This is a genomic window from Actinomadura sp. NPDC049382 (genome assembly GCF_040677125.1).
In the GTDB taxonomy this organism is placed as follows: Bacteria; Actinomycetota; Actinomycetes; order Streptosporangiales; family Streptosporangiaceae; genus Spirillospora; species Spirillospora geliboluensis.
On the sequence record NZ_JBFARO010000066.1, the window covers coordinates 1 to 26,161 of the forward strand.

The 26,161-nt window shown below is 73.6% G+C and carries 23 protein-coding genes; 11 read left to right on the forward strand and 12 right to left on the reverse strand.

All coding sequences use genetic code 11. The annotated features are described in order from the left end of the window. Positions 1-321: 321 nt before the first annotated feature. Positions 322-909: a TetR family transcriptional regulator gene (locus AB0K34_RS29770; RefSeq protein WP_138642230.1), complete on the reverse strand. Its 588-nt coding sequence runs from the start codon at positions 907-909 to the stop codon at positions 322-324. 141 nt (positions 910-1,050) lie between these two features. Between AB0K34_RS29770 and AB0K34_RS29775 the strand changes: the two genes are divergently transcribed. The 4 genes from AB0K34_RS29775 to AB0K34_RS29790 all read left to right on the forward strand — a co-directional run bounded on the left by AB0K34_RS29775 (position 1,051) and on the right by AB0K34_RS29790 (position 4,271). Then, positions 1,051-1,968 (forward strand): aldo/keto reductase, encoded by a 918-nt coding sequence (locus AB0K34_RS29775; protein ID WP_138642229.1) that lies wholly within the window; start codon positions 1,051-1,053, stop codon positions 1,966-1,968. An 8-nt stretch (positions 1,969-1,976) separates the two neighbouring features. Next, positions 1,977-2,294 carry an alcohol dehydrogenase catalytic domain-containing protein gene (locus AB0K34_RS29780; RefSeq protein WP_240808640.1) on the forward strand — a complete coding sequence of 106 codons (318 nt, stop codon included), beginning with the start codon at positions 1,977-1,979 and terminating at the stop codon, positions 2,292-2,294. An 87-nt stretch (positions 2,295-2,381) separates the two neighbouring features. Then, positions 2,382-2,990, forward strand: a complete 609-nt coding sequence (locus tag AB0K34_RS29785) for a zinc-binding dehydrogenase (RefSeq protein WP_301175594.1) — start codon at positions 2,382-2,384, stop codon at positions 2,988-2,990. A 531-nt stretch (positions 2,991-3,521) separates the two neighbouring features. Further along, a complete protein-coding gene (locus AB0K34_RS29790) occupies positions 3,522-4,271 on the forward strand; it encodes an IclR family transcriptional regulator (RefSeq protein WP_301175595.1) in 750 nt (249 codons plus the stop codon). On the opposite strand, the gene AB0K34_RS29795 is transcribed toward AB0K34_RS29790, so the two are convergent. Then, on the reverse strand, positions 4,225-4,908 hold the full coding sequence (locus tag AB0K34_RS29795) for a TetR/AcrR family transcriptional regulator (protein ID WP_205719576.1): 684 nt from the start codon (positions 4,906-4,908) through the stop codon (positions 4,225-4,227). The genes AB0K34_RS29790 and AB0K34_RS29795 overlap by 47 nt on opposite strands. A gap of 145 nt (positions 4,909-5,053) precedes the next feature. On the opposite strand from AB0K34_RS29795, the gene AB0K34_RS29800 reads away from it, so the two are divergent. From AB0K34_RS29800 to AB0K34_RS29810, 3 genes are read left to right on the forward strand one after another with little or no spacing between them, the layout of a single operon-like run. Then, positions 5,054-6,607 (forward strand): bifunctional 3-(3-hydroxy-phenyl)propionate/3-hydroxycinnamic acid hydroxylase, encoded by a 1,554-nt coding sequence (locus AB0K34_RS29800; protein WP_301175596.1) that lies wholly within the window; start codon positions 5,054-5,056, stop codon positions 6,605-6,607. Positions 6,608-6,641: 34 nt separating this feature from the next. Continuing rightward, complete coding sequence (locus AB0K34_RS29805; protein ID WP_301175597.1) at positions 6,642-7,559, forward strand: VOC family protein; 918 nt, start codon at positions 6,642-6,644, stop codon at positions 7,557-7,559. Next, the gene (locus AB0K34_RS29810) at positions 7,559-8,407 is read left to right on the forward strand and encodes an alpha/beta hydrolase (RefSeq protein ID WP_301175598.1); all 849 of its coding nucleotides are present in this window, start codon (positions 7,559-7,561) and stop codon (positions 8,405-8,407) included. Before AB0K34_RS29805 ends, AB0K34_RS29810 begins: the two co-directional genes overlap by 1 nt. A gap of 10 nt (positions 8,408-8,417) precedes the next feature. Here AB0K34_RS29810 and AB0K34_RS29815 read toward each other — a convergent pair whose 3' ends face one another. The 3 genes from AB0K34_RS29815 to AB0K34_RS29825 are packed head-to-tail and all read right to left on the reverse strand — an operon-like array spanning position 8,418 to position 11,631. Next, positions 8,418-9,908: a pyruvate, phosphate dikinase gene (locus AB0K34_RS29815; RefSeq protein ID WP_301175599.1), complete on the reverse strand. Its 1,491-nt coding sequence runs from the start codon at positions 9,906-9,908 to the stop codon at positions 8,418-8,420. Further along, entirely contained in the window at positions 9,905-10,522 is a 618-nt protein-coding gene (locus AB0K34_RS29820) for a transcriptional regulator (RefSeq protein ID WP_301175600.1), read from the reverse strand. The genes AB0K34_RS29815 and AB0K34_RS29820 overlap by 4 nt, the downstream gene beginning before the upstream one ends. Continuing rightward, the gene (locus AB0K34_RS29825) at positions 10,519-11,631 is read right to left on the reverse strand and encodes a TetR/AcrR family transcriptional regulator (protein WP_301175601.1); all 1,113 of its coding nucleotides are present in this window, start codon (positions 11,629-11,631) and stop codon (positions 10,519-10,521) included. Before AB0K34_RS29825 ends, AB0K34_RS29820 begins: the two co-directional genes overlap by 4 nt. Positions 11,632-11,737: 106 nt before the next feature. Between AB0K34_RS29825 and AB0K34_RS29830 the strand changes: the two genes are divergently transcribed. Together AB0K34_RS29830 and AB0K34_RS29835 are read left to right on the forward strand one after the other, a co-directional pair. Further along, complete coding sequence (locus tag AB0K34_RS29830) at positions 11,738-12,712, forward strand: ATP-binding cassette domain-containing protein (protein ID WP_301175602.1); 975 nt, start codon at positions 11,738-11,740, stop codon at positions 12,710-12,712. Beyond that, positions 12,712-13,515, forward strand: a complete 804-nt coding sequence (locus tag AB0K34_RS29835) for an ABC transporter permease (RefSeq protein WP_301175603.1) — start codon at positions 12,712-12,714, stop codon at positions 13,513-13,515. The genes AB0K34_RS29830 and AB0K34_RS29835 overlap by 1 nt, the downstream gene beginning before the upstream one ends. Before the next feature lie 62 nt (positions 13,516-13,577). On the opposite strand, the gene AB0K34_RS29840 is transcribed toward AB0K34_RS29835, so the two are convergent. From AB0K34_RS29840 to AB0K34_RS29865, 6 genes are all read right to left on the reverse strand, one after another. After that, positions 13,578-14,870: a histidine kinase gene (locus tag AB0K34_RS29840; RefSeq protein WP_301175604.1), complete on the reverse strand. Its 1,293-nt coding sequence runs from the start codon at positions 14,868-14,870 to the stop codon at positions 13,578-13,580. A gap of 109 nt (positions 14,871-14,979) precedes the next feature. Next, positions 14,980-15,642, reverse strand: coding sequence for a response regulator transcription factor (locus AB0K34_RS29845; RefSeq protein WP_138641291.1), 663 nt, complete (start codon positions 15,640-15,642; stop codon positions 14,980-14,982). A 416-nt stretch (positions 15,643-16,058) separates the two neighbouring features. Beyond that, the gene (locus AB0K34_RS29850; RefSeq protein WP_301175605.1) at positions 16,059-16,721 is read right to left on the reverse strand and encodes a response regulator transcription factor; all 663 of its coding nucleotides are present in this window, start codon (positions 16,719-16,721) and stop codon (positions 16,059-16,061) included. 326 nt (positions 16,722-17,047) lie between these two features. After that, a complete protein-coding gene (locus AB0K34_RS29855; RefSeq protein WP_301175606.1) occupies positions 17,048-19,867 on the reverse strand; it encodes a LuxR family transcriptional regulator in 2,820 nt (939 codons plus the stop codon). A gap of 379 nt (positions 19,868-20,246) precedes the next feature. Further along, a complete protein-coding gene (locus AB0K34_RS29860) occupies positions 20,247-21,278 on the reverse strand; it encodes a Gfo/Idh/MocA family oxidoreductase (protein WP_301175607.1) in 1,032 nt (343 codons plus the stop codon). 25 nt (positions 21,279-21,303) lie between these two features. Next, positions 21,304-22,752, reverse strand: coding sequence for an NDP-hexose 2,3-dehydratase family protein (locus tag AB0K34_RS29865; protein ID WP_301175608.1), 1,449 nt, complete (start codon positions 22,750-22,752; stop codon positions 21,304-21,306). A 177-nt stretch (positions 22,753-22,929) separates the two neighbouring features. Here AB0K34_RS29865 and AB0K34_RS29870 point away from each other — a divergent pair, with 177 nt between their 5' ends. Together AB0K34_RS29870 and AB0K34_RS29875 are read left to right on the forward strand one after the other, a co-directional pair. Then, entirely contained in the window at positions 22,930-23,907 is a 978-nt protein-coding gene (locus AB0K34_RS29870) for an ATP-binding cassette domain-containing protein (protein ID WP_301175609.1), read from the forward strand. Further along, complete coding sequence (locus AB0K34_RS29875; RefSeq protein ID WP_301175610.1) at positions 23,907-24,758, forward strand: ABC transporter permease; 852 nt, start codon at positions 23,907-23,909, stop codon at positions 24,756-24,758. Before AB0K34_RS29870 ends, AB0K34_RS29875 begins: the two co-directional genes overlap by 1 nt. Here the strand turns inward: AB0K34_RS29875 and AB0K34_RS29880 are convergent. Beyond that, positions 24,737-26,020, reverse strand: coding sequence for a histidine kinase (locus tag AB0K34_RS29880; RefSeq protein ID WP_301175611.1), 1,284 nt, complete (start codon positions 26,018-26,020; stop codon positions 24,737-24,739). The two genes, AB0K34_RS29875 and AB0K34_RS29880, sit on opposite strands and share 22 nt — an antisense overlap. Positions 26,021-26,161 lie beyond the last annotated feature (141 nt).

The following is a 26,161-nucleotide window of genomic DNA, read 5'->3' on the forward strand; positions in this document are numbered from 1 at the left end:
GCCATCGTCAGCGCGGACAGCGCCACGCGCAGCCGGGTGCCCGGCGGCTCGTCCATCTGGCCGACCCCGGGCCAACCCCCCCGGGCCAACCCCACCGGGCCAACCCCACCGGCCGACCGACCCCCGGCCAACCGACCCCCGAGACGCCCCTGGTCCCCTCGCACGCGCCCGGGGGCAAGTGAGCACCAACGACGGCGAACTGCCCGAAACGCCCCCGGACCCCTCGCAAGCGCCCCACAGGCACAAGGCACTCACCGGCCTCGGGTTTCGCCGATCTACCTCTTCCGGGGGAACCAGCCGTTTCGTGGGTCCGTGCGGGGGCTAGCGGGTTTGGAGGCCGTTGAGGATGAGCGAGATCACGGCTTCGGATTCCGCTTCAGTCTCGGGGGAGTGCCACTCTGCGGCGTGGGTCGGGTCGTGGAAGCGTGTGGTCGCATCGAGGACGGCGCGCGCGATCCCGTCCGGGTCGCCGGGTGTGAAGGTGCCGGCGGTGATGCCGTCGGCGATGATGGCGCGGATCTCGGCGAGCAGGAAGTCGACGTGGGCGGACGAGACGGCGCTGTGATCCGCTGCCAGCACCCGGAAGGTGGCGAAGAGTTCCGGGTCCTCGCGGGCCTTCGTCCACTTCGTGGTGAACATGGTGGTGAGCAGGAGGTGCAGCCGGTCGGGCGGGGCCAGGCCCGAGGCCCGGACCGTCGCGGTGAGCTGGTCGCGCACCCGGTCGAGCCAGCGGCGGATCACGGCCTCGCGCAGCGCCGCCTTGGACGGGAAGTGGCGGTACACGCTGCCGTGACTCACCCCTAGGAGCCGCGCGACGTCGAGCACGGTCGTCTTCTCCGGACCGTGGCGGCGCAGCACCTCTTCGGTGGCCGACACGATCGTCTCCGCGTCGAGCGGGCCTGCGCGCATCAGATCTCCCCGTCCCTCTACGGGCGCGAACGTACGACAACGGACTGACGGATGTCAAAGTCTGTCAGCCTGTCGGCTGCCGCACATAGTGTGGGTGACAGATATTGACATCTGTCATTTGATGTTCGTACGGTGCAGGGCATGGAGACACCGGATGAACGTGAGGCCAGCACGGCGACTGCTTCGTTCGCGGGACGCACCGTGTCCCGCGTCGGCTACGGCGCGGCCCAGCTCGAGCGCCTGCGCGACCGCCCCGGCGACGCCGTCGCGCTGCTGCGCCGCGCGGTCGAGCTGGGCGTGGACCACATGGACACCGCCGAGTTCTACGGCTTCGGCTTCGCCAACGCCGTGATCCGTGAAGCCCTGCGGCCAGAGGACGGCGTGCTCGTCGTCACCAAGGTCGGCGCCGAGCCCGACCCGGCCGGACGCCTACCGCTGCGAATCGCGCAGCGGCCCGAACAGCTGCGGGCCGGCGTCGAGCAGAATCTGCGCGGCCTCGGCGACGAGCAGCTCCCCGTCGTCAACCTCCGCCGCCTCGACACCGGCCCCGGGCTGCGTCCCACAGGGGATCAGGTGGTGGCCCTCGACGACCAGCTCGCGGTCATGATCGCCCTCCGCGACGAGGGCAAGATCGGAGCGATCGGCCTGAGCAGCGTCAGCCTCGCCAACCTGCGCCGCGCCCTCCCGGCCGGCATCGTCTGCGTGCAGAACGCCTACAGCATCGTTTCCCGTGACGACGAGGCCATGCTGGCTCTCTGCACGTCCGAGGGCATCGCCTGGGTGCCGTTCTTCCCGCTCGGAGGGGCCTTTCCCGGCCTGCCCAAGGTCACCGATGAGCCGGCCGTCCACGCTGCGGCCGAGTCGCTCGGCGTCACGCCCTCCCAGGTCGGCCTCGCCTGGCTGCTGCACCACGCCCCCAACGTGCTGCTCATCCCCGGCACGGCCGACCCTGCGCACCTGGAGGCCAACATGGCGGTCCGTGAGATCGCCTTCGATCGGACCACCCGCGCCGCCCTCGACGCCGTCGAGTCCCGCTCCAGCGAAGTCCCGATCGGCTAGGACGGCCCATGAAGGCGATCATCTACCGCGCCAACGGCGGCCCCGGTGTCCTCCAACTCGTCGACCGCGATGTGCCCGAGCCTGGCCCAGGCGAGGTCCGTGTCCGGGTCGCTGTCTCCGGGGTCAACCCGGCCGACTGGCAGGCCCGTTCCGGCGCGCCCCTGAAGTTCCCGGAGGTCACACCTCACCTGGACGGAGCCGGCGTGATCGACGCCGTCGGCGCCGGGGTCGACCGGAGCCGGATCGGGCAGCGGGTCTGGCTGTTCATGGCCGCCGCCGGACGGCCCACCGGTACCGCCGCCGAGTTCACCGTCGTGCCCGCGTAGCAGGCCGTCCCCCTGCCGGACGAGGTCGGTTTCGACGTCGGCGCGGCGCTCGGCGTCCCCGCGCTCACAGCGCACCGCGCGCTCACCGTGGCCGAGGACGGCCCGCGCCGCCTGCGGCCCGGCGCGCTCAACGGCCGCGTGGTGCTCGCCGCCGGCGGCGCCGGGGCAGTCGGGCACGCGGTGATCCAGCTCGCCCGCTGGGCGGGCGCCATCGTGATCAGCACGGTCAGCGGCCCGGAGAAGGCCCGGCTCGCCACCGCCGCCGGCGCCCACCACGTGGTCAACTACCGCGAAGGCGATCCGGCCGCCGCGATCCGCGAGATCGCTCCGGACGGCGTCGACATCGTCGCCGAGGTCGCGCTCGGCGCCAACCTCGCCCTGGACTTGGCCGTCCTGCGCACACGCGGCACGATCTCGACCTACGCCAACGACGGGGGCAAGCCGGTGCACCTCGACGTGGCGCAGAACATGGTGCTGAACACGCGCTTCCAATTCCTGGTGCTCTACACGGCGGGCCCAGAAGCGCGCGCCGCAGCCGCCGAAGACGTCGCAGCCGCCGTCCGCGACAACGCCCTCCCGGTAGGCGAGCAGCACGGCCTGCCGCTGCTCCGCTTCCCCCTCGCCCACACCCCCGACGCCCACCGAACCCTAGAAAACGGCACCACCGGCAAGATCCTCGTAGACGTCCCAAAATAATGCCCGCGCCCCCCTCGGCCCCCGTGGGCTAGCACCGCCTACCTCGCCCAAGGACCGCCCGCCCCGCTCCAACAGGCCGGCCCCCCGCTCCAACGGGCCCGCCCGCCCCGCTCCAACAGGCCGGCCCCCCGCTCCAACGGGCCCGCCCGCCCCGCTCTAACGGGCCCGCCCGCTTCCCTTCTCGCTCAGCCGCAGTGTCTACGCGCACCGACTGCCAGTGAGTAGCGCTGTCGGCAGGACTTGGTGGACGTGCGCTCTCGCTAAGGGCTCGTCTGCTTCGCTTCTCGCTCAGCCGCACCGTCGACGCGCAGCGACTGCCAGTGAGTAGCACTGTCGGGAGGTCTTGGTGGACGTTCGGTCTCGGTAAGGGCTCCTCTCCTACGACGCCCGCTCAGTCGCAGTGTTGACGCGTATCGCGTGCTAGAGGGTGGTGCCGTCGGGGTTTGGGGTGGGGGTTAGCAGGGGGGGTGGGGTCGTAGCATGGCGGTTGATTTGGGTGTTTGTGCCGGTTCGTGGGTGTGGGAGGGGGCCGTGGACAAGCCGTTGAAGACCCCGCCTCCTTATGCCGTGGCGAGTGTGGACAACGCGTTGCGGATCGCGACGATGCTTCAGTTGGAAGGGGCCATGACCGTCACCGAGGTGGCGGGGCGGCTCGGGGTCGCCGTGTCCACGGCGCATCGGCTGCTGGCGATGCTCGTCTACCGGGACTTTGCCGTGCAGGACGCGGATCGGTCCTACCGGGTCGGGCCTGTGCTGGAGTTGGCGGCGCACTCCCCGTCGGCCGCGTCGCGGTTGCGGGCCGCCGGGTTGCCGCATCTGCGGAAGCTGGTCGACGTGCTCGACGAGTCGGCCAACCTGACCGTGCGCACGGGACGGACGGCGCGGTTCATCGCGAGTGTCGAGTCGTCGCAGGCGCTGCGGGTCGGCTCGCGGGAGGGCATGGTCTTCCCCGCGCATCAAACCACCGGCGGCCTCTTGCTGCTGGCCGAGCTGCGGCCGGACGAGCTGGCGGCCCTCTACGCCGGGGAGCGGGACGGCGACCGGCCCGACGCGGCGGAGCTGGAGCGGGTGCGGCGCAATGGCTTCGCGCTCAACAACGGGCGTTCGGAGCGCGGGCTCGTCGCGGTCGGGGTGCCGGTGCGGGGTCCGGACGGGGTGGCCGTCGCGGGGCTTTCGGTCTCCATGCCGAGCATCCGCTACGGCAAGGAGGACCTGCCGCGGCTGGTGGCGACGCTCAAGGGTGCGGCGTCGGCTCTTGAGCAGGGGATGTCGGCCGGCTGAGCCGCAGCGCGGCGACGCGTGCCTCGCCGAGGGCGGCCATGGCCTCGGCTAGGAGGGTCATCTGGGCGGGGAGGACGCGGGCCGGGTCGGCTTGTGAGGCGACGAAGGCGCCGTCGAACCCGGCGATGCCGAAGTAGTCCAGGTCGTCCGCGACGGCCTGGGCGATGTCGGGGCCCTCGGCGGCGAAGGACGCGGCGATCATCGTGTTCATGTGGGCGCGGCCGTCGCGCCGCACCTGCTCGATGATGGCCTCTACCTCGGCCTCGGCGGCCTCCGCGCTCATGATCAGGATCAGGTGCAGGCGGAGGAAGTCGGCGCGGGCCGTGAAGACCTCGCCGGTGCGCAGGAGGTACCAGGTCAGCCGCTCGCGGGCGGTGCCGCCCTCGGGGCCGCCCGCCTGCGCCTCGCGCATCGCCGAGAAGAAGTCGTAGGCGCCGCGCGCCATGACCGCCGACAGCAGCCCGGCCTTCGACTGGAAGTGGTGGTAGACCGCGCTCTTCGGGAGGCCGGTCTCCCGGCTCAGCACCGAGAGCGAGGTGGCGGCGTAGCCGCGCTCCGCCATGATCCGGGAGGCGGCGTCCAGGATCTCCTCCCGGGACCTGCGGCCACGACTGTTGCCGTTCTTTTCGTCCGCCACGGGTTGAAGCATAGATGCGCCCGGCGACTGTCCGGTTTGTCCTGTTCTGCACTGCGGAAAAGTTTGGCCGTCCGGCCGTCCACATGTGAAGGTGGTCACGATCGTACCGAACGATCGGTACAAAACCGCGCCTCTCGGAGCCCGCATGACCCAGCATTTCGACGCCGATGTCGCGATCGTCGGATACGGCCCCACCGGTGTGACCGCCGCGCTCACCCTGGCGAAGCACGGAGCCTCCGTCATCGCGTTGGAGCGGGACCGCGACATCTACCCGCGCGCCCGCGCCGTGACCATCAACGACTGGACGATGCGGATCTTCCAGGGGCTCGGCATCGACGAGCGGATCACCCGGGTGGTCGAGCCGCAGCGGGCGCTGCGCTGGGTGACCTACGACGGCACGGAGATCATGCGGGTCGAGCACCCGCCGTCGGTGCTGGGCCCGACGCCGCGCTTCTACAACATCTACCAGCCGCTCATGGAGACCGAGCTCCGCGCCTGCGCGGACGAGCACGGCGAGCTGATCGACGTCCGGTACGGCGTCGAGGTGACCGGGCTGGAGCAGGACGAGGACGGCGTCACCGTGACGGCCGTGGACGCCGCGACGGGAGAGACGCGCACCGTGCGCGCCCGCTACGCGATCGCCGCCGACGGCGGCAGCAGCGCGTGCCGGGACATGATCGGCTGCCGGCTGCTCGGCGACACCCTCGACGTGCAGTGGATCGTCATCGACTGCCGGGTCAAGCGCTGGTGGCCCGACCGCGACTTCCTCACGTTCTGGTCGGACAAAGAGCGTCCGGTCGTCGACATCGCGCTCTCCGCCGGCAACCACCGCTGGGAGATCCCGCTCAAACCGCACGAGACCGAGGCGGACTTCGCGTCCGAGGACGACGTCTGGCCGCTGCTCAAGGCGATGGGCGTCAGCACCGAGGACGTGTCGATCCACCAGTGGGCCTTCTACCGCCACCACACGCGGATGGCCGAGACCTGGCGGGCGGGACGGGTCTTCCTCGCCGGGGACGCCGCCCACCTCATGCCGCCGTGGGCCGGCGCCGGGATGCAGACCGGCATGCGGGACGCCCACAACCTGGGCTGGAAGCTCGCCCGCGTCCTCAAGGGCGAGCTCGGCGAGGGCTGGCTGGACACCTACGAGGCCGAGCGCCGCCCGAACGCCGCCTTCTACACGGGGCTGGCCGTCCAGCTCGGCCGGGTCATCAAGCAGGAGGCGACCCCGGCGGAGATCGAGGAGATGAACCGGGTCCCGGAGAACACGGTCACCCCGTTCGAGCCGCCGCTGATCGCGCCGCCGGTCCTCGACGCGGGCTGGCTCCGCGGCCCGGTCGGCGACGCGAGCATCGTCGGCCGCATGATCCCGCAGCCGATCACCGGAGACACCACCGGGCGGATGGCGCGCCTGGACGACCTGCTCGGCGACGGCTTCGTCCTGCTCGGCGCGGACACCGACCCGGCCGCGCTGCTCACGCCCGAGGAGAAGGCGGAGTGGGACGCGCTCGGCGCCCGCTACCTGGCGATCCGTCCCAAGACCGCCTACACGCAGGGGCCGGACGAGCTGGTCGACCTCTACGAGGTGCTGCTGCCCTGGCTGGCCCGGTACGGCGTGCGCGCCGTGGCGGTGCGTCCGGACAGGTTCGTCGCCGCCGCCGACGTCTCCGGCCTCGCCGCCCCCGCCCTGGCCGACTGATCGACCGACCGCCGACAACAAGGAGCTGATCCTCATGACGGGAGTCAAGGAGCTCGCGTACGTCGTCTACGAGGCGAGCAGCCTCGGCGACTGGGAGCATTTCGCCGTCGAGCTGCTGGGCATGCAGCTCGCGGACAAGACCGCCGACGCCGTCGCCTTCCGGACCGACGAGAAGGTCCACCGCTGGCTCGTCCGGCAGGGCCCCGCCGACGATCTGGCGGCCAGCGGCTACGAGGTCGAGAGCGACGCGGCGCTCGACGCGATCGCCGCCCGGCTCGCGGCCGCGGGAGTCGAGGTCGAGGAGGGCGGCGCCGCGCTCGCCGCGTCCCGCAAGGTCGACCGCATCCTGGTGACCGCCGACCCGATGGGCAACCGCGTCGAGCTCGTCACGGGGTTCGCCGACGCCGGCACTCCGTTCCGCTCGGACGTGCTGCTCGGCGGGTTCGTCACCGGCGACGGCGGCGCGGGCCACCAGGTGCTGCTGTCCAAGGGCGTCGCGCGCGAGACCTACCTGGCGTTCTACGAGGGCCTCCTCGGCTTCCGCATCTCCGACACCATCGTGGAGGAGCTCGCGCCGGGCGTCGTCGCCGACCTGATCTTCCTGCGCTGCAACCCGCGCCACCACTCCGTGGCGTTCGGGGACATGCCGCACCCGAAGCGGACGCACCACTTCATGGTCGAGGTCACCGACATCCGCGACGTCGGCACCGCCTACGACCGCTGCATGGACGCCGGGCAGCCCTTCGAGATGACGCTGGGCATGCACCCGAACGACCACATGTTCAGCTTCTACGTCCAGACGCCGTCCGGCTTCAGCGTGGAGTACGGCTGGGGCGGCCTGCTCGTCGACGACGAGACCTGGCAGGTCAAGACGCTGGACCGGCTGCACAGCTGGGGCCACCGACCGCCGGAGGTCGTCGCCGGCCTGCTCTCCGGAAAGGACGCGCACTGATGCCGCTCACCCAGGCCGACACGGCCCGCACCGTCCAGACCAAGGACTGGAAGCTGCGCTACTACGAGGCGGGCGCCGGGCACCCGGTCGTCCTGCTGCACGGCAGCGGCCCCGGCGCCACGGGCTGGAGCAACTTCTCCGCCAACATCGAGGCGCTGGCCGAGCACTTCCACGTGTACGCGGTGGACATGCCCGGCTGGGGCGACTCGGACGCCGCGACCGTCGACCGCCTCGACCACGTCGAGGCCGCGGTCCAGTTCCTGGACGCGCTCGGCATCGCGAAGGCCGCGTTCGTCGGCAACTCGATGGGCGGGCAGACCTCGCTCCGGCTCGCCACCGAGCACCCGGACCGGATCACCCACCTGGTCACCATGGGACCGCCGGTGGGACGGGTCCCCGCGCTGTTCGCGCCCGGCGGCGGCCCGTCGGAGGGGCTGAAGGTCCTCATCGAGACCTACCGGGAGCCGACCCCGGAGAACATGCGCCGGCTCGTCGAGATCATGTGCTTCGACAAGGCCGCGTTCGCCACGCCGGAACTGTGCCAGGCCCGCTCGGACGCGGCGCTCGCCCGTCCCGAGCACCTGCGCAACTACGTCGACGGCCTGCCGAAGGGCGCGCCGCTGCCGGTGTGGGTCAAGCCGGAGCTGCTGCCCGGCATCAAGGTCCCCACGCTCCTCATCCACGGCCGGGACGATCGCGTGGTGCCGTTCGAGAACTCCCTGTACCTGCTGGCGAACATCCCGGACAGCCGTCTCGTCCTGATCAACCGCTGCGGGCACTGGGCGATGATCGAGCACGCCGACGAGTTCAACCGCGTCGTCACGGACTTCCTGCGCAACACCCCGTAGGACGCGGGGCTCACAGACGGGCGTGGGCCGCTCTTAGGCGTTCCTGGCCGGAGCGTTGCGAGCGGTCGCCGGAGACCTCGTCCGCCCAGGCGAGCAGGCGGTGCAGATGGACGTCGGCGGTTCCGGTGGTGATGCGGGGGTTCCCGAGGGCGATCTCGCCGCCGGTGCCGTCGATGGTGATGAGCGTGCCTGAAGGGACGACACGTTCGCCAATGCGGACGTGGTCTGCTGCCGGGTCGACGGTGAGGTCGGCCGCTTCCACGACCGCGGGCTTGCCCATGGCTCGGGCGACGACGGCGGCGTGGCTGGTGGGCCCGCCGCGGCTCGTGGCCACCCCGGCGGCTGCGGCCAGGCCGTGCATGTCGAGCGGCGAGGTGACCGGACGGACGAGGACTACCGGCCCGTCGGCGGCCATGCGGGCGGCCTGATCGGCGGTGACCGCGATGCGACCTGACACGACGCCGGGGCATGCGCCTCGGCCGCGGGTGAGGAGGTCGATCCCGTCACCGGGGTCGATGCGCGGCGTCCGGGCGTCTTGCAGGTGTCGGAGGGAGATCCGGCGGAGGGCCGTGCGACGGTCTATGAGTCGGTCGTCGGTGAGGTCCACGGCGGTGCGGACGGCGGCGCGGCCGGTGAGGCCGCCGGGACGCACCTGGAGGAACCAAAGGTCGCCCGCCTCGAACGTGAACTCGACGTGGCAGGCGTCGCGGTAATGCCGTTCGAGGCGGTGCAGGGCGGCGACGAGTCGCTCCCATACCGCCGGTTCGCGGCCGGTGAGGTCGGATAGGGGCCGGGTGGTGGAGCGGCCGGAGACCACGTCGTCGCCCTGCCGTCCGAACAGGACGTCACCGTACGGGGCCTTGGCGCCGGTGTTCGGGTCGCGGCTGAAGGCGACCCCGCTGCCGCTGTGCTCGTCGCGGTTGCCGAACACCATCGCCTGCACGATCACGGCCGTCCCGAGGTCGTGCGGGATGCCGTTCAGCTCGCGGTAGGTGGTGGCGCGTGGGCTGTGCCAGGACGCGAACACCGCCCGCACCGCAGCGTGCAACTGGCCCATCGCGTCGTCGGGGACGGACGCGGCCGGGAAGCCGTCGAGGAAGCGGCGGCGCGTCTCGTGTGCGAAGTCAGGGTCGCCGGTCTCGGCGGCCAGCGCGGCGGTCGCCTCGGCGGTGAGGCCGAGGTTGAGCACGGTGTCCATCATGCCGGGCATCGACACGGCGGCGCCCGACCGGACCGCCACCGCCAGCGGCCGCCCGCCGCCGGACCTGAAGCGCCGTCCGGTGGCGTCCTCCAGCGCGCGGACGGCGGCGGCGAGTTCGGCGTCCAGGCCGTCCGGGAAGCGCCCGTCGCGGAGGAAGGCGCGGCAGGCGCGGGTGCCGATGACGAACCCCGGCGGCACGGGCAGGCCGAGGCGCCGCAGCACGACGAGACCGTGGCCCTTGCCGCCGAGGACGTCCGCAGGCTCGCCGGTATCCGGGGCGAGCGGGTGGATCCAGGTCATCGGGCGGCGGTCCACGCGCGGGGGATGCCGAGGGTGGCGAGCAGGTCCTCGTGGAGCTGGAACCACACGGTGTGGTACGAGGTCATGCTGTCGGCCAGGTGCTCCAGCGCGCCGGCGCGGGCGCGGTCGAGCGCGGCGCTGAGCCGGGCCCGGTACCGCCCGAAGCGGGGGAGCGCGGCGGCCAGGTCCGCGATGACGGCCTCGGCGCGCCGGTCCAGGTCGGCGAACCTGTCCAGGACGCGGGCGTCGTAGGACGAGTCGGAGTGGTCGTTCGGCGCCGCCACGCCGTCCACGGTGCGCAGCTGCCAGGCCGAGCACAGGTCCAGCAGTTCCGGGTTCAGGGCCATGAACTTCTCGTAGGCGGCGGTCAGCGCGCCCCGGGCGCCGCCGGCGTCGAGTTCGCGGGCGGTGCGCCGGGCGTCCTCGTCGCGGCCGGCCTCGGTGAGCCCCCATGCCCCGGACGTGCGCGTCACCAGCCCCGCCGCGGCGAGGTCGATTAGGTGGGACTCCGCGTCGAGGTCGGGAAGGCCGGCGGCGTCGGCGACGCGGGGCAGCTCGGCGTGTCCGATGCAGCGGAGGACGTGCAGCATGGCCGATTCGGCGGACCCCGTCATGCCTCGTCCGATCCGGTGCGCCGCTCGGTGAGGGACGGGGCGGTCGCCACGGCGTACGCGGCGCCCCTCCCGGTGGCCCGCGCGGTGATCGTCCCGTCCTGGACGCGCACGGCGGACTCGGTGTCTGCCGCCATCCCCGCGCCGACGGCGGTCGCGAGTGCGGCCCCGTCGTCGAGGACGAGCCGCAGCGGCAGACCGGCATCCGACCCGAAGGCCCGCCGCAGGCATGCGGCGAGGTCGGTGATCCGCAGCCGGACGAGCGCCCCGATCTCGGCCGGGTCGTCCGTCACCACCGCCACGGTGACGGCTTCTCCCGGCCGGGCCGCGCGCACGGCCTCCTCCGCCGCGCCGAGGCGGTTCGTCCCGAGGACCACGATGACCCCGTCGTCGCCGAAGCCCACGGCCTGGCCGGTGAGGGCGTCCGTCAGCTCGCCGGGCGGCGTCCAGGGGTCGCGGCACAGGCTCGGCGCGGCGACGTACGGGAGGTGCGGCGGGTCCCAGGCGTCGTCCGCCGCATGGTCGGCGAGCTGCCGGCAGGCGCGGGCCACGTCGAACGGGTCGCCGAAGCCGGGTGCCGTCTCGGCGAGATGCCCCGCCCCGTGCAGCAGCGTCAGCACCAGCTCCGCCAGCCGCACCCGCCGGCCCGGACGCGGTGCCCGGCACGACTCCAGGGCGAGCGCCACCAGCAGACCGTCCAGCCTGGCGAGCCCGGCCATGGCGGTGCGGCCCGGATCGTCCTCGAACACTCCGGTCAGCGACCGCGACCGCACCTTTCCGGCGTCGGGCGTGTCGCCCGCGAGCGGCAGCCGTTCGAGCCAGGCGCGCGCGAAGGCTTCAGCCCCGTCCGGCAGGTCGAGCGGCTGGGCCGAGCCCGCCGGTGACGCACCGGACGCGGCCTCGCGCTCGACGGAATCGAGCAGCACCGCCAGGTACAGCGACCGCTTGCTCGGAAAGTTCGAGTACACGGCGCCGCGCGTCAGTTCGGCGCGGGCGGCGATGCGGTCGACCTTGGCGGCGGCGAAGCCGTGCTCGGTGAACTCCGCCACCGCCGCCGCGAGCACGGCGGCGCGCGTCCGGGCCTGCTGCTGCGCCCGGGTCAGCCGGACCATCGGGCCCCCTTTGCGTTCCTCACGGCGATCAGCATACTCTCACCATCCAGATGATGTGAACATCTGAATGTTGGCTGTACTCCACTCCGCAGACGAAGGGACCGCCGTGACCGACCACGGCCTGGAGGCGTCCGGCCTCACCAAGCGCTTCGGTCGCACCACCGCACTCGACGGCGTCGACCTCGCCCTCCCCCGAGGGCGGATACTCGGCCTGCTGGGGCCCAATGGCGCAGGGAAGACGACGCTGATCCGCGTCCTCGCCACCCTGCTCAGGCCGGACGGCGGGACCGCCCGCGTCGCCGGGTACGACGTGGCGCGGCAGCCGGGGCGGGTGCGCCGGCGCATCGCGCTGTCCGGCCAGCACACGAGCGTCGACGAGGAGCTCGGCGGCCGGGCGAACCTCGTCATGATCGGCCGGCTGCTCGACCTGACCCGCCGCGACGCCGTCCGCCGGGCCGACGAGCTGCTGGACCGGTTCGGCCTCACCGAGGCCGCCGACCGGCGCGTCGCCGCCTACTCCGGCGGCATGCGCCGCCGCCTCGACCTCGCGGCGAGCCTGGTGGGCCGCCCCGAGGTGGTGTTCCTGGACGAGCCCTCCGTCGGCCTCGACCCCGGCAAGCGCGGCGAGCTGTGGCAGATGATCCAGAGCCTCGGCGCCGACGGGGTCACGATCCTGCTGACCACCCAGTACCTGGAGGAGGCGGACGCCCTCGCCGACGCGGTCGCCGTCATCGACCGCGGGCGGGTCATCGCCGCCGGGACGCCGGAGGAGCTCAAGCAGCGGGTGGGCGGCCACACCGTCAGCCTCCGCGTCGCCGACCCCGGCGACGCGGAGCGCGCCGCCGCCGTCCTCGCCGCCGTCGCCGACCGGCCCGCGCTGCGCGCCAACCGGCGTGAACTCTCCGTCCCGGTGTCCGGGGACGACGACTTCTTCGAGATCGTCGCCCGGCTGCGCGGGGAGGCCGTGGACGTCAGCGAACTCTCGCTGCGCCTGCCCAGCCTGGACGAGGCGTTCCTCGCCCTGACCACCGCGCAGGAAGCAGACCCCGCCGAAACCGTCCGCTCCCAGCAAAGGGCCTGATGATGACCACCGCCCCCGCCGCCGCCCCGCGCGCGGCCTGGTCGCCGCGCTGGCTCCGGCACAGCCTCGTCCTCGCCGGCCGCAGCCTGGCCAAGACGTCCCGCAACCCGGCCACCCTCGTCAACGGCGTGGTCACGCCCGCGCTATTCCTGGTCCTCTTCCTCTATCTCTTCGGCGGGGAGGTGGCCGGGTCGACCGGCGCCTATCTGCAGTACCTGTTCCCCGGCATCCTCGTCATGGGCGCCGGGCTGACCGGGCTCATCTCGACCGGCGCGAGCATCAACGCCGACCTCAAGAACGGCGTCACCGACCGCTTCCGGAGCCTGCCCATCAGCCGCCTGGCGCCCCTGCTCGGCTCCGTGCTCGCCGACATCGTCCGCTGCCTGGCCGCGGTCGTCCTGCTGTTCGTCCTCGGGACGGTCCTCGGCTTCCGCGCCGGGGGCGGCGTCCCGGCCGCGCTCGCCGCCGTCGGCCTCGCCGTCCTGTTCGGGTTCTGCGTCAGCTGGGTCACCGTGCTCATCGGCGTCCTGGTGAGGAGCACGGAGGCGGTCATGGCCTTCAGCTTCCTGACCTTCCTGCCGCTCCAGCTCGGCACCAGCCTCGCCGCGCGCACCGCCACCCTCCCCGGATGGCTGCGGGCCTGGGTGGACGTCAACCCGGTGACCGCCGCCATGGACGCTTGCCGGGCCCTACTCAACGGAACCCCCGCCGGCGGCGCCGTCACCACCACGCTGATCTGGTGCGCTGTGATCTTCCTGCTCTTCTGCCCGCCCGCGGTGGCGGTCTACGGGCGCCGCGAATGACCGGCGCGGCAGGACTCTAGGCGGGGTTTCAAGCTGCGGCTGCTCGAAGGCGAGCCCCCGTCTCAGCGGGGCGTGGGCGCGGGGTCGTTGGTGGGGATGTAGGCGGGCAGCGACACCTCGACCGCGAACCCGCCGCCCGGCTCCCCGCCCGACGCGAAGGCGCCGCCGATCAGCTCCACGCGCTGCCGCAGGCCCTCCAGCCCGGTGCCGGAGCCGCTGTTCACCAGGTCGGCGTCGGGCGGCGCCGTGGGCGGGGAGTTGCGGACCCGCAACCGCACGCCGTCGGCCCGGTACCGGACCTCGACCCGCGCCTGCGCGCCCGGCGCGTGCTTGCGCACGTTGGTCAGCGCCTCCTGGACGATCCGGTAGGCGGTGCGGCCGACCACCGGGGAGGCGAGCGGCGCGTCCCCGACCTCGACCAGCTCCGTCGCGACCCCCACCGAGTTCGACTCGCTGATCAGCGCGGACAGGTCCGGCAGCGGCGCGTGGTCGTCGCCATCGGCGTCGTCGCCGTCCATGGCGCGGCGCAGCAGCCCGATGACGTCCCGCAGCTCCTCCAGGGCCTGGCAGCCGGTGGCGCGCAGCTCCTCGGCGGCCTGGCGGGTGGCCTCGTCGGGCGCGTGCACGCGCAGCACGCCCGCCTGGAGCACCATGAGCGTCACCCGGTGCGCGACCACGTCGTGCATCTCGGCGGCCAGCCGGGCCCGCTCCTCGGCGCGGGCCTGCTCGGCGAGCAGGAACTGCTCGTGCTCGGCGCGCTCGGCCCGCTCCTGCAGCCCCTGCACGACGCGCCGCCGCTGCTGGACGTACATGCCGAGCAGGGCGCCGGCGATGACCGCGAACAGGCTGCGCGAGATCATCACGCCGCCGGTGCCGGTGTCCTGGCCCGCGATCTCGTGCAGCGACTCGCGCGGCAGCACCTCGGGGGTGAGCGAGACGAGCACGACCAGCGCGACCACCGGCGGCCAGCGCGTCCACGCCGGGCGGCCGGACGCGGGGAAGGCCATCACCGCGTAGGCGGCGAACGGCGCGGTCGGCGTCCACCAGAGGATCCGCCCGGCGTCGATGCGGCCGCCGGTGTGCAGCAGGGTGCCCGGCGCGGCGTACTCGACGGCCAGCAGCGCGCCCGCCAGGGCGGCGCTGATCCAGGCGACGGTGACGGGCGCCCGCCGCCGGACGGCCAGGGACAGGGCGGCCAGCACCAGCACGCCGGCCGTCGCGCCGCCGAACGGGCGCAGGACCGACTGGCCGTCCAGGGCCGCGCTCAGGGACGCGCCGACCGCCGTCAGCACCACCAGGACGTCGAGCGTCACGTCGCGGGCGAGGCCGGACCGAAGTCGCGGGAGGCTTCGCACACGACCACGGTACGGAACGGGCGAGCGCGTCGGCTGCCTACGAAAGTCGTGCGTGCGTGAGACCTGTGTCAGTTGCCGCGTCGGTCGCCGGTCGCCGTGCCGGTGCCGGTCAGGACGTGCCCAGCCCGGCCTCGTAGGCCAGCAGCCCGGCCTGGGTGCGGTTGTCGCAGCCCAGCTTGACCAGCATGCGCGAGACGTAGCCCTTCACCGTGGACTCGGTGAGGTGCAGCCGCCGCGCGATCTGGGCGTTCGACATGCCCTCGCCCAGGCAGGCGAGCACCTGCAGTTCGCGCTCGGTGAGCTGCTCGAACCGGGCCGTCCGCCGGGCGCGGTCCGACTCGCGGTCGGCGGCCCCCGCCAGCAGCCGCTGCGCGGCCACCGGCGACAGGACGGTGTGCCCGTCGGCGGCGACCCGCACGAGGTTCACCAGGTCGCCGGGCGGTGTCGACTTCAGCAGGAAGCCCGCGGCGCCGGCGCGCAGCGCCTTGATCACGTACTCGTCGGCGTCGAAGGTGGTCAGCGCGACCGTGACGGGCGGCTCCCGGAACTCGGCCAGCCGGCGGATGGCGGTCAGCCCGTCCACGCCCGGCATCCGCAGGTCCATGAGGACCACGTCCGGACGGTGCCGGACGACGGTCTCGACCGCGGCGGCGCCGTCGTAGGCCTCGTCCACCACCTCGATGTCGTCGGCGGCGTTGAGGATCGTGCGCAGGTGCGCGCACACCATCGGCTCGTCGTCCACCACGACGACCCTGATCGTGCTAGCGCCCATGCCACCGGCTCTCCGCATCCGGGAATCGGGTCGTCCCCCCGCGGCCGCGCGCACGGCGCGGACCGGCCGCCCGGAAGACCGACGAAGCTCGCGTGATCACACCCGACAACAGTACGCACCCTGGCACCCGGGGTGAACCCGCCTCAACCCCCACCGGGGGGAGACCGCACGAAGGTAGCAGGCGCGCCGTTTCAAACGCTACTTCCGTCATCACCCCGCGCCGCCGGCGGCGGCCCGGAACGGCGCCGGAACCCGCGCGCCGACGAATTCGCCCCATCGCATTGCCGGGCACCGTGGAAATCCGCTGCGCGCGACCCGCGGCGCCACGGAAACCGGAAAAACGCAGGTGCGGTGCACGAATTATCCGAGGGGCGGGTACCGCGCGGCGGAATGGTCGCCGGAACTGTCGTACCGCGTCAGTTGTTCAGCAGGCCGGCCTCATAGGCGAGCAATCCGGCCTGGGTGCGGTTCGCGCAGTCGAGCTTCACCAGCAGCCGGGAGACGTATCCCTTCACGGTCCCCTCGGTGAGGTGCAGGCGCCGGGCGATCTGGACGTTGGACATGCCGTGGCCGAGGCATTTCAGCACCTCGGTCTCCCGCTCGGTCAGCCGGCCGATCAGCCGGGCCCGGCCGTGCTCGGCGCGCCGCCGCGCGTCGGCCGACACCAGCAGCTGGCGGGCGACCGGCTGGGACATCACGGTGTGGCCGTCGGCGGCCACCCGCACCAGGCCGACCAGGTCCTCCGGCGGGGTGGACTTCAGCAGGAAGCCCGAGGCGCCCGCGCCCAGCGCGCGCAGCACGTGGTCGTCGGCGTCGAAGGTCGTCAGCGCGACGATCGCGGGCCGGTCGGCCGAGCCCGCGATGCGCTCGATCGCGGCCAGCCCGTCCACGCCCGGCATCCGCAGGTCCATCAGGATGACGTCGGGCCGCAGCCGCAGCGCCGCCTCCACCGCCTCGGCCCCGTCGTGGGCCTCGCCGACGACGTCGATGTCGCCGGTGGCGCCGAGAATGGTCCGCAGGTGGGCGCACACCATGGGCTCGTCGTCCACCAGCAGCACCTTGATCGGTTCATCGTCCACAGTGTCAGGCCCCCTTCGCCGACGCCCCCACGACGATCCGGAAACCGGAACGGAACTCCGCCGACAGAATACTCGCTGACGCGCGGGTTGTGAGGCCCGCAACGGACGCGGGCCGGGCACCGGAAAAGTTGTCGAGTGTTCAACTTCCCGGGCCCGGAAACCCGGCCCGAAACCCCGCCTCGGAAATCCGTCCGGCAACCGGGCGGTGGGAATTTCCGGGCGGCCGTGGCGCGAATTCCCGCCGGTCCGCGCGATATAGGAAAAGCTTTCACCTTTGGCGGGCACGCGCCCGCGCCGGCCGGCGGCCCTAGGTCAGCGGCCTCCGGTCAGCAGCCGGAGCCGGTCGTCAGCCGGTCCCCGTGGCACGGCAGCTCCAGCGGGAGGTCCGCGCGGCGCCGCACGTTGAGCTTGCGGTAGACGCGGGTCAGGTGCTGCTCGACGGTGCTGACGGTGATGAACAGCTTGCCGGCGATCTGCCGGTTGGTGTGCCCCTGGGAGGCCAGCGCCGCGACCCGCAGCTCCGCGTCGCTGAGCTTGCCGATCAGGCCGGCGGTGGGCGCCTCCGCGCCGCCGGACGCGCGGGCCGCCCCGGTGATCTCCTGCGGCAGGATGCCCTTCGGCAGGTCCATCCCGGCGCGGTCGGCGAGCCGGTAGGCGGTGCGGGCCTCCGCGCGGGCCTGCGTCTCGTCCCCGAGCATGAACAGCGCCCGCCCGAGCTCGGCGCGGGCCCGGGCCAGCTCGAACCCGCCGTCCTGCTCCAGCAGGATGTCGATGGCCTCGCGTAGCAGCGCCGGCCGCTCGCGCAGGTCGCTCACCGCGGCGAGCAGCCGCAGCGACCGGGCCCGGGTGCTGGACCGGGCGTGGCCGAGCCGGGCCAGCTCCTCCTCGACCAGGTCGCGCGCCCGCGTGTGCTCGCCGAGCATGAGGTAGGCCTCGGCGAGGTCGGTGCGCCACGGGACGAGGGCGGGCAGGTCCAGGTCCCACTTGCGCATCAGGTCGCCGCACGCCCAGAAGTCGTCGAGCGCGGCGCGCGGCCGGGCCACCGCCATGTGGTAGCGGCCCCGCGCCGCCAGGTGGTACAGCCCGCCGATCGTCGCGAACGCGGCGCTCGGCACCGGCGTGTTCAGATGCTCCAGCGCCTCGTCGTACCTGCCGAGCGCGGTCGCGACGAGCACCATGTTGGCGATCGGCGCGCCGACGGCCACCCCCCAGCTCTCCGGCGACATCAGGGTCAGCGCGGCGCGGGCCGGCTCCTCGGCCTCGGCCGGCTTGCCCTGCCGGAGCAGGATGTTGGCGCGCACCGCGGCGAACAGCGCCTGCCAGGCGGGGGCGCCCCGGTCCGCGGCCTGCCGGTGCAGCGCGTCGCACCAGTGGGCCGCCTCGGTGAGGCGGTCGGCGTAGACGAGGGCGCTGAGCGAGACCAGGATCATCGACATCGAGTCGGAGCCGAGCCGCGCGCCCTGCAGCACCTGCTCCGCCCGGCTGAGGGTGTCGTCGCCCTCGGCCTGCGCCATCATCCGGTCGAGGAGCAGCGCCAGCCGGTGCCAGCGGGTCCGGCTGATCGGCCCGGTGCCGGGCTCCACCGGCTCCGGCCGCGGCCGGCCCCACAGCTCGGGGCGGGCGAAGCCGAGCCAGAGCCGCGTCAGCTCCCGCTCCCGCAGCGCCGCCGCGTCCGGGAGCTGGCTCTCGTCGGGCGCGGTCTGGTCGAGGTGGTCGAGGATCTCCAGCGCCATGTCGTCGCGGCCCTGCCAGAGCAGGAACCCGGTCAGCGCGGACGCGTCGTGCCGGTCCAGCAGCCCGGCCTGCGCGGCCGCGACCAGCTCCGGCAGGTGCCGGGACGCGGCCAGCGGGTTCGCCTGCCACCTGGCCTTGAGCAGCGCCATCGCGACCGCCGCCCGCTCCCTCGGGTCGGCGCACGACTTCACGGCCAGCGTCAGGCAGCGGACGGCGGTCTCCACCTCGCCCGACGCGAGCGCCTGGTCGGCGGCCTCCCGCAGCACGGCGACCGTCCACGGGCGGTCGGCCCGTCCGGCGGCGACCAGATGCCGGGCGAGCGGCATCGCCGCCGCCCCGTGGGCGTGCAGCACGGTGGCGGCCAGGTCGTGCAGATTGGCGCGTTCCGATGTCGGAACGGCGTCGAGCACCGCGGCGCGGACGGCCGGGTGGCGGTACCGGCCGTCCGCCAGGAGGCCGACCGCGGTCAGCCCGTCCAGCACCCGGGTCGTCAGCTCCACGGTGAGGGAGAGCATCTCGGCGAGGACGGCGGGGGAGGCGAGGTCGTCCAGCACGGCGAGCGCCGGCGCGACCCGCAGCGCCTCGGGCTCGCACCGGTACAGGCAGCTCGACACCGCCTGGCCGAAGGCGATGCCCGGCACCGGCTCGCGGCCCGCGCCGGCGGCGCGCAGGTCCTCGATCAGGGCGCCCGCCAGCAGCGGGCTGCCGCCGCTCATCCGGTGGTGGCGGGGGGCCGCCTCGCGCGCGTCGGCCGTGCCCAGCTCGGCGGCCAGCAGCTCGGCCACCCCCGCGACCGAGAGCGGCCCGAGCCGGAGCTGCCGGCAGCGGGGCTGGCGGAGCAGCTCGGCGCGGAACCGGGCGTACTCCGGCTGGAATGCCGGCCGCTCCGCCAGCACGAGCAGAACACGATTCGGCCGCAGCCGCCGGGCCAGGTAGAGCAGGAACTGCAGGGACAGCGGGTCGCTGTAATGGACGTCGTCGACGGCGACCACAAGCGGACTCTGCTCGGATAGCTCGAACAGCGTCTTGCACATTTCGTGCAGGATATGTATGGTCGCGCCCGCGGTGGCGGAGTCCGGCGCGGCAAATGTCAGCGCGCCGGCGTCGAGTAATTCACTGATCTGCTCGGTATTGCTGCCGGGCAATTGCGCGGCGGTCAGGACCTGGACCGCCACGCCCAGCGGGAGCGCCTGTTCCGCGGGTGCGGCCGTGGCCGCCAGTACGACGCCCCCCGCGCCCGTGACATGGTCCGAGAACCCCTGCAGCAGAGCGGACTTGCCGCTGGTGGCGGAGCCGCCGACGAGGACGATTCCACCCCTCCCCGCCGCGCATTCGCGGTGCAGCCGCTCCAGGCAGGAGATCTCTTCGGTGCGTTCGACCAGCTTCTTGGGCCACACCCCGTTCCACACCATCCTTCCCCGTCATTCGTCGTCCTTGAGAGCACTGATGTCGCACGGCGGCCGGCGCGTGTGATGGGCGGGGATATGATCAGCTTGCCATAGCGCCCGCCCGGCTGACCATGCGCGATCTGTTGGCGCAGTTGATCAGAGCGTGACCGATACAGGGTTGACCTTGCCTGTTCCGGGTATCGGTTAAATGCTCATTAACAACTACTCTCACCTGCGCTTATCACCAACTCTGATACGCCTTATGACTTTCGTTGGTATACGCCGGGCGGCCCGCTGTGAAAGAATTCCCGATCTTCGCGGCGGAGGCCGGGCACGGTGGAGGCCGGGCACGGCGGAGCCCGGCGCCGGGTCGGACGCCGGGCTCCGGATGGCGGGCCGGGGGTCAGCGGACGCCGGCGGGCACCGGTCCGTCCACGTCGACCACGTGTGCGCGCTCGCGGATCTCGTCGAGCAGCACCGCGCGCCGCAGCAGCGCGTCCAGGCTCCGCCGGAGCCGGTGCTCCCCGTCCCCGGAGGCGCCGAGAGCGCGCACCGACCCGGCGAACGCCCGCAGGGCCGCCGCGAACTGGTCGTCGGCGGGCAGCGTGATCTCCTCGACGTGGTCCTGCCGCTCGACGCGCGCCACGGTGCGCAGCGTCGTCGGGGTGGTGAAGGCCCGTTCGAGGGTGAGCCGGCCGTGCGCCCCCCAGATCGACTGGGCCGAGCGGTAACCGGTCTCGAAGCTGAACATCAGCTCGGCGGGGACGCCGCCCGCCGAGCACAGCAGGGCGTTGCCGCCGACGTCCACGCCGAGGTCGCCGGCCATGCGCAGCATCGAGCCGAGCACGCTCAGCTCGTCGCCGAGGAGCAGCTGCGCCGCCCGCACCACGTACGAGCCGAGGTCGAGCAGCGCCCCGCCGCCCAGCTCGGCGTCGTAGCGGATGTCGCCCGGCGGCCGGGGCGGGATCCCGAACACGGCGCGCAGCCCGCGCGGCTCGCCGATGGCCCCCTCGTCGATCAGCCTCCGGACGGCCCGGTGCTGCGCGTGGTGGACGAAGGTGAAGTTCTCGCCCACCCACAGCCCGCGCCCGCCCGCCAGTGCCGCGAGGTCCGCGGCCTCGGCCGCACTGGTGACGGCCGGTTTCTCCAGGAGCACGTGCTTGCCGGCCTCCAGCGCCCGGCGGCCCCACAGGTGGTGCAGGCCGGACGGCAGCGGGACGTAGACCGCGTCGACGTCGGGCCGGGCGAGCAACTCCTCGTAGCCCGCCAGCGCGTCGCCGCCGAACCGCGCGGCGAACCGCTCCGCCTTGGCCCGGTCGCGGCTGGCGCAGGCCACGAGCGCGACGTCCGGCACCCGCTCCATCGCCGGCAGGGCGTTGCGCCAGGCGATGTCGGCGCAGCCCAGCAGCCCCATGCGCAGCGGCGGTGGCCGCATCGTTCGTCCCCTTCCTCTCGGGCCGTCACCACAGGCTGTGCACGCACGCCAGCAGGCTGCGCGCCTCGATGTCCAGGTAGTGGCCGTGCTGCACCAGCTCCATGAGCTGCCGCACCGTCAGCCAGCGGTAGTTCTCGGGGACGCGGGCCGGGAAGCCGTCACCCGCCTCCACCACCCGGTAGCGGGTCTGGGCGTGGTAGAAGCGCCCGCCCTCCTCCGACAGCAGCGTGTCGAAGCGCACCCGCGCCGGGTCGGCGGTCATCGCCGCCGCGCCGAAGGGCAGCGCGGCGGCGGCCGAGGCCGGGTCGGCGCACGGCGGCACGTACACGGTCGGCGCCAGCTCCACCAGATCGCGGAGGCCGGGCTGCGGCCGGGCCTGGACCAGCAGGTGCAGGACGCCGCCGAACGAGCGGGCGACGAAGGCCGCCGCCGCGTGCCCGCGCGGCGCGAGCAGCGGCTGCGACCAGGTGGCGACCTCCCGGTTCCCGGCCCGCACGCGGGTCGCCAGGATCCGGAAGCCGCCCCGGCCGTCGTCGGCGATCTCGTCCGCGGAGCGCGCCCAGCCGGCGACGCCGTTCAGCGGGACGAGGTCCACCCGCCAGTGGCACGCCGCCTTCATCTCCGTGAACCAGCTCAGCACCTCCCGCCGGGAGTGCAGCGCGCCCGACCCGCCGGCCGCGTAGGAGCGCAGCAGCGCACCGGTGAACGCGTCGTCCGGGCCGGCCCGGTGCGCCGCGAGGTGGTCGCCGGGGCGCGGGGCGGTGAACGGGATCGACGCGAGGACGGTCCGCGCGTCCATGCTCACCAGGTTGTCGTGCGCCAGCAGGGCGCGCAGCTCGCCGATGGTCACCCAGTGGAAGTCGTCGTGGTCGGGCACGTCCCCGAGCGCCTGCACCACCATGTTGCGGTTGCGCTTGCCGAGGAACCACGCGCCCTGCTCGGACTGCAGCACGTCCACCAGCACCCGGGAGCCGCGCCGCGGCGCGAGGAAGTACTCCAGGTACCGGGTCCGCGCGCCGCGGTGCACCCGGCTGTAGTTGCTGCGGGTCGCCTGGACGGTCGGCGAGAGCTGCACCGCGTTGACGTTGCCCGGCTCCATCTTCGCCTGCATCAGGAAATGCAGGACGCCGTCGAATTCCTTGGCCAGGATCCCGAGAATGCCGATCTCCGGCTGGTGCAGGATCGGCTGCGACCAGAGCTCGGCCCCGCCCTCGCTCACCCGCAGCCCCTCGACCGTGAAGAATCTGCCGCTCGCGTGCCGCAGATTTCCGGTGTCCGGGGCGAAATGCCAGCTGTCCATTTCGCGGAACGGGATCCGGGTGACCTCGAAGCGGCCGTCCCGGTGCCGCCCGTCCCACCACTTGCGGAACGCCGAGGACGGTCCGGCCTGGTGGTCGATGGAGGCCGACCGGGTGAACTTCGCGGCTCCGTCCAGCGTGTGATCGTCTTCCGAGGGCGCGATCGCAGGGCTCACCGGGTGCCTCCGTCCAGGTCTCGGCGGCCAGTTCACACGGGCCCGCTGAAGCGGCGACAATGCGCCGCCAAAGTCGGCGACAAAGGCGCTGTAAATGACTTTCCCAGTATTGCGCGGCGGAATTCCGATCATTTACGCTGCGGGCGTTATCTGCCGATGTCCGACAGCGGAGGGTGCATGGACGACGCGATGATCGCGGCCGAGGGGCTGCGGAAGCGGTTCGGCGAGACCTGGGCGCTGGCCGGCCTGGACCTGCGCGTCGCGCCGGGCACCGTCTGCGGGCTGCTCGGACCGAACGGCGCGGGCAAGACCACCGCGGTGCGGGTGCTGTCCACGCTGTGCGCGCCGGACGCCGGACGGGCCAGGATCGCCGGGTTCGACGCCGTGACGGAGCCCGCGCAGGTGCGCGCCCGGATCGGGGTCGCCCGCCAGTACGCCGCGCTCGACGAGGCGCTCACCGGGCGCGACAACCTGCGCCTGTTCGGCCGGCTCTACCACCTGTCCCGGCGCGAGGCCCGGCGGCGGGCCGACGAGCTGCTGGACCGGTTCCGGCTGGCGCACGCCGCCGACCGGCAGGTGCGCACCTACTCCGGCGGCATGCGCCGCCGGCTCGACCTGATCACCAGCCTGATCATCGCGCCGAAGGTGCTGTTCCTGGACGAGCCGACGACCGGGCTCGACCCGCTCAGCCGGGGCGAGATCTGGGACACCGTCCGCACCCTCGTCGCCGAGGGCACCACGGTGCTGCTCACCACCCAGTACCTGGAGGAGGCCGACCAGCTCGCCGACGACATCGCGGTGGTGGACCGGGGCCGGATCGTCGCGTCCGGCCCGCCCGACGCGCTGAAGGGCATCATCGGCGACCGGGTGGACGTCACGCTGGCCCGTCCCGCCCCGGTGGAGCGGGCGGCGGCGCTGCTCGCGGCCGAGATCGGCGACGGGCCCGCCGAGCTGCGCGAGGACGGCTTCAGCCTGCCGGTCCCGACCGGCGCGGCGACCCTAGTCGACGTTGTGCGGCGGCTGGACGCCGGAGGGATCGCGGCGGTGGACGTCGCGCTGCGCCGCCCCACCCTCGACGAGGTGTTCCTGCACCTGACCGCGCGGGGCGGCGGGGATCCCGAACGGGCCGGCGACCAGGTGCGGGAGGCGGTGTGATGGCGACGCGGGGAGGTGCCGCCGCGACGGTCCCCGTCGTCCCGACGACGGCGGCGGCGCGGCTGCGCTGGGCCGTGGCCGACGGGCTGACCCTCGTCGGCCGCCCGCTGACCCAGCTCCGCCGCCAGCCGCAGGTGCTGGTCGCCGCGCTGATGTTCCCGGTGATCATGGTGCTGCTGTTCGGCTACGTGCTGGGCAGCGCCGTCGAGGTGCCCGGCGGCGGCGACTACCGCGAGTACCTGATGCCGGGCCTGTTCGTGATGATGTCGTTCACCAGCGTCTCCACCGTCGCGACCGACGCGGCCGTGGACGCGCAGCGCGGCATCCTGGACCGGATCCGCTCGATGCCGGTGTCGCGGGTCGCGGTGCCGCTGGGGCAGTCCGGGGCCGACATGCTCATCGGCACGATCGGCCTGCTGCTGATGATGTCCTGCGGCGTGGTGGTCGGCTGGCAGCCGCACGCGGGCGCGGCGAACGCCGCCGCCGCGGTCGGGCTGACGCTGCTGCTGCGGTACGCGATGACGTGGGTGGGCCTGTTCATCGGGCTGGCCGCGGGCTCGGAGGAGATGGCCGGGCGGCTCGCCCCGTTCTTCTTCCCGGTCGCGCTGATCTCGACCGCGTTCGTGCCCACCGGCGACATGCCGGGCTGGCTGCGCACCATCGCCGAGTGGAACCCGGTCAGCGCCGGGGTGGTGGCGGGGCGGGAGCTGTTCGGCAGCCCGGGTGCCCGGCTGGCGGACCCGGCGCTGCCCCTGCAACATCCGGTGATCGCCACCGTGGCGTGGTCGGTGGCGCTGCTGGCGGTCTTCGTGCCGCTGACGGTGCGCAGCTACCGGGTGAAGGAGACCTGAGCGTCGTCGCCGGCCGCGTCCGGGCCGGTCGGCAGGGTCGCCTCCACGCGGAAGCCGCCGCCGTCCGCCGGCCCGGCGGCGAACGACCCGCCGACCATCTCGACCCGCTGCCGCAGGCCGCGCAGCCCCATCCCGGAGCCGGCGGCGGCGAGCACCCCGTCCTCGCCGGTGGGGGCGGTGTTGGCCACGGTCACCGAAACCGTGCCGGGGTCGCGGCGCAGCCGCACCTCGACCCGCGCGCCCGGGGCGTGCTTGCGCACGTTGGTGAGGGCCTCCTGGACGACGCGGTGGACGGTGCGGCCGACCGCGGGCGGGGCGAGCGGCGGGCCGCCCTCCTCCGCCAGCGCGACCGGCACCCCCACCGACTCCGACTCGGCGATCAGCCGGGACAGGTCGATCCGCTCGGCCGGCCCCGGGCCGTCGCGGGGCGGGGCGATCGGTTCGCCGCCGCGCCGCAGCAGGCCCACCACGTCCCGCAGCTCCTCCAGCGCGGCGCAGCCGGTGGAGCGGATCTGCTCGACGGCGGCGCGCGACTCCTCGTCCGGCAGGGTGACCCGCAGGGCGCCGGCCTGCAGCACCATGAGGCTGACCTGGTGGGTCACCACGTCGTGCATCTCGGCGGCGAGGCGCGCCCGCTCCTCCGCGCGCGCCTGCTCGGCCAGCAGGTGGCGTTCCCGCTCCGCGCGCTCGGCGCGTTCGACCAGCGTGTGCACCATGCGGCGGCGCGCCCCCGCGTACAGCCCGAGCAGCGCGCCGACCGCGAGGAAGGCCATGCTGCGGAAGACCACCGCGTCGGTGGAGCCGGGGCCGCCCTGCTCCGGGCCGGGGATCGCCCAGCCCATCAGCGCCGCGCCCACGGCCATCACCGCCGGCGGCGCCCAGGCGGCGCGGGCGCTCCTGACGAAGGCGAGCGCGGCGTACGCGGCGAAGGGCGCGGCGGGCGTCCAGGCGAGCAGTTCGGTGTAGTCGGCGTCCCCACCGTGCCGGAAGAAGGTGCCGGGGACGACCAGCTCCGCCGCCGGGACCAGCACCGCCGCGACGGCCACCGCCCAGGTGGCGGCGAGCGGCGCGCGGCGGCGCCAGAACAGCGCCGGCGCCAGCCCGGGGACGAGCAGGTAGGTGAGGCCGCCGGCCGGCTTCAGCGGAGCGTCCGGCGTCGCGGTGACGGCGAGGCCGAGCAGCAGGACGGCCAGTACCACGGCGAGGTCGGTGAGGACGGCACCCCGGGGGGTGCTCCAGGGGCGCCGCAGCACAGGCTTCACGCACTCAAATGTAAGCGCTCCCGGCCCGCCGCCGGGTGTGCCCGCGGCGGTGCGGGGCCCTACGAAAGTGGCTTCCCGCGTCCGGCGGCCTGCACCTTCGTACGCCGCGCTCCGTACCTTGCCCGCTGTCGGCGACCCCCG

Bases quoted from the DNA above. Each gene is read 5' to 3' on its own strand.
- AB0K34_RS29770 (WP_138642230.1), bottom strand. From the start codon at position 909: ATGCGCGCAGGCCCGCTCGACGCGGAGACGATCGTGTCGGCCACCGAA.
- AB0K34_RS29875 (WP_301175610.1), top strand. From the start codon at position 23,907: ATGGCGACGCGGGGAGGTGCCGCCGCGACGGTCCCCGTCGTCCCGACG.
- AB0K34_RS29845 (WP_138641291.1), bottom strand. From the start codon at position 15,642: ATGGGCGCTAGCACGATCAGGGTCGTCGTGGTGGACGACGAGCCGATG.
- AB0K34_RS29775 (WP_138642229.1), top strand. From the start codon at position 1,051: ATGGAGACACCGGATGAACGTGAGGCCAGCACGGCGACTGCTTCGTTC.
- AB0K34_RS29780 (WP_240808640.1), top strand. From the start codon at position 1,977: ATGAAGGCGATCATCTACCGCGCCAACGGCGGCCCCGGTGTCCTCCAA.
- AB0K34_RS29870 (WP_301175609.1), top strand. From the start codon at position 22,930: ATGGACGACGCGATGATCGCGGCCGAGGGGCTGCGGAAGCGGTTCGGC.
- AB0K34_RS29825 (WP_301175601.1), bottom strand. From the start codon at position 11,631: ATGGTCCGGCTGACCCGGGCGCAGCAGCAGGCCCGGACGCGCGCCGCC.
- AB0K34_RS29805 (WP_301175597.1), top strand. From the start codon at position 6,642: ATGACGGGAGTCAAGGAGCTCGCGTACGTCGTCTACGAGGCGAGCAGC.
- AB0K34_RS29815 (WP_301175599.1), bottom strand. From the start codon at position 9,908: ATGACCTGGATCCACCCGCTCGCCCCGGATACCGGCGAGCCTGCGGAC.
- AB0K34_RS29820 (WP_301175600.1), bottom strand. From the start codon at position 10,522: ATGACGGGGTCCGCCGAATCGGCCATGCTGCACGTCCTCCGCTGCATC.
- AB0K34_RS29835 (WP_301175603.1), top strand. From the start codon at position 12,712: ATGATGACCACCGCCCCCGCCGCCGCCCCGCGCGCGGCCTGGTCGCCG.
- AB0K34_RS29810 (WP_301175598.1), top strand. From the start codon at position 7,559: ATGCCGCTCACCCAGGCCGACACGGCCCGCACCGTCCAGACCAAGGAC.
- AB0K34_RS29860 (WP_301175607.1), bottom strand. From the start codon at position 21,278: ATGCGGCCACCGCCGCTGCGCATGGGGCTGCTGGGCTGCGCCGACATC.
- AB0K34_RS29855 (WP_301175606.1), bottom strand. From the start codon at position 19,867: ATGGTGTGGAACGGGGTGTGGCCCAAGAAGCTGGTCGAACGCACCGAA.
- AB0K34_RS29800 (WP_301175596.1), top strand. From the start codon at position 5,054: ATGACCCAGCATTTCGACGCCGATGTCGCGATCGTCGGATACGGCCCC.